Origin of the sequence: uncultured Parabacteroides sp. (assembly GCF_902493135.1) — a bacterium.
Classification (GTDB): domain Bacteria; phylum Bacteroidota; class Bacteroidia; order Bacteroidales; family Tannerellaceae; genus Parabacteroides.
Map to the genome: position 1 here is coordinate 1 of NZ_CABUOD010000090.1, position 4,175 is coordinate 4,175.

Genomic DNA, 4,175 nt, shown 5'->3' on the forward strand with positions numbered 1-4,175 from the left:
CCTGCATCATCCTCTTCAGATCTGCAGCCGCCTTCGTCTTCCCGCAACGGCAAAGGACGATGAAAAAGATGAACGGCCGATTTATTTTATTTGCTTGCATCTCCTTGCAGCATTACGCAAAAGCCAGTATCTTTGTAAACTATATATAATTAGGAATATGACAAGACGCTCAGAATACAGAGGCACAGATAGATCCAGGGCCCCTCGAGGACGTAAAGTTACAGTGAAAGAGGAGAATACGTTACTCACTTTCCTGTTCGGTCTTTTAAACGAACAAAGTAAAAGTTCAGTCAAGGCGTTACTCGCCCACGGACAGATTTCGGTCAATGGCACGGTAACTTCCCAGTTCAACACGCCGCTCGCACCGGGCGACGAGGTGTTAATCAGTTACGAACGGGGGAAAGTCGAGTTCAACAATCCGCTGCTCACGATTGTTTGGGAAGATGACGACCTGATAGTCGTGAACAAGAAAGAAGGCTTGCTTTCGGTTTCCAGCACGCGCGTGAAGGAACGGACCGCTTTCCACCTGCTCAGCGAATATGTCAAGAAGACGGACCCGCGTAACAAGATATTCGTGCTCCATCGCCTGGACCGCGATACTTCGGGGCTGATGATGTTCGCCAAGAACCAACGGGTACAAAAGGAGTTGCAATCGAACTGGAACTCCGCCATCACAGCACGCACATACGTCGCCGTAGTGGAAGGACGGCCCGAAAAAGACGCCGACCTGATCGTCTCCAACCTGACCGAAAATGCAAAGATGCAAGTCTACGTAACGGCTGAAGGAGACGGGAAAGAGGCGATCACTCGCTACCGCCTGCTGCACAGCAACGGAGCCTATTCGTTGTTGGAACTCGACCTCGAGACAGGACGCAAGAACCAGATACGCGCACAGATGCAGTCGATCGGCCACTCCATCGCCGGCGATTACAAATACGGTGCGGAGACAGATCCTACCGGACGGCTGATGCTTCACGCCCGACGGCTCGACTTCATTCATCCGGCAACGGGCGAAGAGATGCATTTCGAGACACGCATTCCTGATAAGTTTACCTCTTTAGCTAAATAAACAAAAATAAAAATAATATGAAGAAGCTCTTTAGTACCTTGATGTTAGTGCTCGTGGCACTGACCGCGCAGGCACAGATTCTCCAGCCTGTGAAATGGAAGATCCAATTGAATGATTCCGATTCGGCAGAAAAGGAAATCGTGTTTACTGCTACTGCCGACAAAGGCTGGCATTTATATGACCAGGACCTGCCGGAAGGCGGCCCTGTCTCTACTTCGTTCACATTCGAGACACTGAAAGGAGCCGAGCTGATCGGCAAACCGACACCGTCCGTCAAACCGACTACCGTGTACGACGAACTGTTCGCAATGGACCTGCGCTGGTATCCGGGAACGGTTTCGTTCACCCAGAAGATCAAAGTGACCGATCCTGCCAAGTTCAAAGCCGAGGGTGAAGTCGAATTCATGGCTTGCAACGACGAGACTTGCTTGCCTCCCGACCGTGTCGGTTTCTCGTTCGACAAAAAGAATGTCAAGCTGACAGCCGCCGCTGAAACAACGACCGAGGCTCCTTCGGCCGCTCAGGAAGAGGTGACAGCCATACAGCCGGATACGGAAAAGGTGACAGAAGAAGTCGCCGAACCGACGACTCCCGATCCGGATGCCGATAACAGCCAAGCGGGCTCCCAACCGGCACAAGTCTCCAACAAACTGACGGACAACGCCGCTCTCTGGACGCCTGTAATCGACAGCCTGAAGGCTTTCGGCGACACGACGGTTTCTGCAACCGATACGTCCTGGTTGTTTATCTTCTTCGCCGGTTTCCTGGGCGGACTGATCGCCCTGCTGACACCTTGCGTGTGGCCGATGATCCCGATGACGGTCAGTTTCTTCCTCAAACGGACGAAGGACCGCAAGAAAGCGATCCGCGATGCGGTGACATACGGACTTTCGATCATTGTGATTTATCTGGTGATGGGATTGCTGATTACGGGTATATTCGGGGCAAGTGCGCTGAACGACTTGTCGACGAATGCGATCTTCAATATCATATTCTTCCTGCTGTTAGTAGTCTTCGCCATCTCTTTCTTCGGGGCGTTCGAAATGGTATTGCCCTCTTCCTGGACGAATAAGCTGGATTCGAAAGCGGATTCGACAACGGGCATAATCAGCATTTTCTTCATGTCGTTCACGCTGGTGCTGGTTTCCTTCTCTTGCACGGGTCCGATTATCGGGACCTTGCTGGTACAGGCTGCTTCGATGGGAACGGCGGTAGGACCGGCTATCGGCATGTTCGGTTTTGCTTTGGCGCTGTCCATTCCGTTCAGCCTTTTCGCCATCTTCCCCAATATGCTGCAAAGCATGCCGAAGTCCGGAGGCTGGCTGAACTCCGTCAAGGTGGTGTTAGGCTTCCTCGAACTGGCACTGGCGCTCAAGTTCCTCTCCGTGGCCGACCTGGCCTATGGATGGCGCTTGCTGGACCGCGAAGTGTTTATCGTGCTTTGGATCGTCATCTTTATCCTGTTGGGCTGTTACCTGTTAGGCAAGATCAAGTTCAGCCACGACAGCGACCTGCCGTACGTATCCGTGCCGCGCCTGTTCATGGCGATCATTTCATTCTCCTTTGCCGTTTATATGGTTCCGGGGCTTTGGGGAGCGCCATTGAAAACGATCAGTGCTTTCGCTCCTCCCTTGTACACTCAGGATTTCAACTTATACGATAGTGAAGTGCACGCTGCTTTCGACGATTATGAAACCGGTATGGCTTATGCCAAGAAGGTGAACAAGCCGGTCATGATCGACTTCTCCGGTTTCGGTTGTGTGAACTGCCGCAAGATGGAAGCATCCGTCTGGACCGACCCGAAAGTAAAACAGATATTGGAAAAGGATTATGTACTGATCACCCTGATGGTTGACGATAAGACGAAGCTGCCGCAGCCGATCACAATCGAAGAGCATGGCAAGACCCGTAAACTGAAAACAATCGGCGACAAATGGAGTTACTTGCAGCGTAGTAAGTTCGGAGCGAATGCCCAGCCGTTCTACATCCTGCTGAACGACGAAGGCGAACCGCTCGGCCCGTCATACGCTTTCAACGAAAGTGTTCCCGACTATATCCAGTTCCTGGAAAACGGGTTGAAGGTATTTAAAGAACAAGAAAAGAATAAATAACATCTTATAAGCATATGCCCAAAAAGAACCGGGTACGCAGATGACCGCGGATTGGACGGACCTTCGCGGATTTATAATAAAAATCCGTGTTTATCCGCGCCATTCGCGTACTTGGTTCTTTTTTCACATTCCTTCCAATTATAACAAACTGACAAATGGCAACAAAACAAGAAAAGATGGAAGCCTTCGGACAGTTGCTCGACATACTGGACGAGCTTCGCGTGAAATGTCCGTGGGACCGTAAACAAACAAACGAAAGCCTTCGTACGAATACGATCGAAGAAACTTACGAGTTGTGCGATGCCATCATGAAAGATGACAACAATAACATCAAAAAAGAATTGGGCGACCTGCTCCTGCACATTGTCTTCTATGCCAAGATCGGTGAGGAAAAGGCGGCGTTCGACATCAAAGATGTATGCGACAGCCTCTGCCAGAAACTGATCTACCGTCATCCGCACGTCTTCGGAGACGCCCAAGCCGATACAGCCGGCAAGGTGGAACAAAGTTGGGAACAACTCAAACTAAAGGAAAAAGGCGGCAACAAGACCGTTCTCGAAGGCGTCCCCGCTTCCCTGCCTTCTGTTGTCAAAGCCCACCGTATCCAAGACAAAGCCCGCAACGTCGGCTTCGACTGGGAACAGCGCGACCAGGTCTGGGATAAGGTGCATGAAGAGTTTACCGAGCTGAAAGCCGAAATCGATAAGATGGATGCAGACAAGATGGAAGCCGAATTCGGAGACCTGTTCTTCAGCCTGATCAACGCTGCCCGCCTCTATAAAATCAATCCGGACAATGCCTTGGAACGCACGAACCAAAAGTTTATCCGCCGTTTCAACTATTTAGAAGAGCATACCATCAAAGAAGGCAAATCATTGAAAGAAATGTCTTTGGAAGAAATGGACCGGATCTGGAACGAAGCAAAAGCGAAAGGGTTATAAAAACAAAAGGGGAACCGACATCACGTCGCCACCCCTCCCTTAACTTAAACGCCA

The 4,175-nt window shown here is 50.8% G+C and carries 3 protein-coding genes; all 3 read left to right on the forward strand.

Annotation, left to right across the window (positions count from 1 at the left end; translation table 11 throughout):
- Window positions 1-157 precede the first annotated feature (157 nt).
- The 3 genes from RDN79_RS18955 to mazG all read left to right on the forward strand — a co-directional run bounded on the left by RDN79_RS18955 (window position 158) and on the right by mazG (window position 4,121).
- The gene (locus RDN79_RS18955; RefSeq protein ID WP_298547151.1) at window positions 158-1,069 is read left to right on the forward strand and encodes an RluA family pseudouridine synthase; all 912 of its coding nucleotides are present in this window, start codon (window positions 158-160) and stop codon (window positions 1,067-1,069) included.
- A 17-nt stretch (window positions 1,070-1,086) separates the two neighbouring features.
- Window positions 1,087-3,180 (forward strand): cytochrome c biogenesis protein CcdA, encoded by a 2,094-nt coding sequence (locus RDN79_RS18960; protein WP_298547149.1) that lies wholly within the window; start codon window positions 1,087-1,089, stop codon window positions 3,178-3,180.
- Between the two features lie 155 nt (window positions 3,181-3,335).
- Entirely contained in the window at window positions 3,336-4,121 is a 786-nt protein-coding gene (mazG, locus tag RDN79_RS18965; RefSeq protein ID WP_298547146.1) for a nucleoside triphosphate pyrophosphohydrolase, read from the forward strand.
- Window positions 4,122-4,175: the final 54 nt, after the last annotated feature.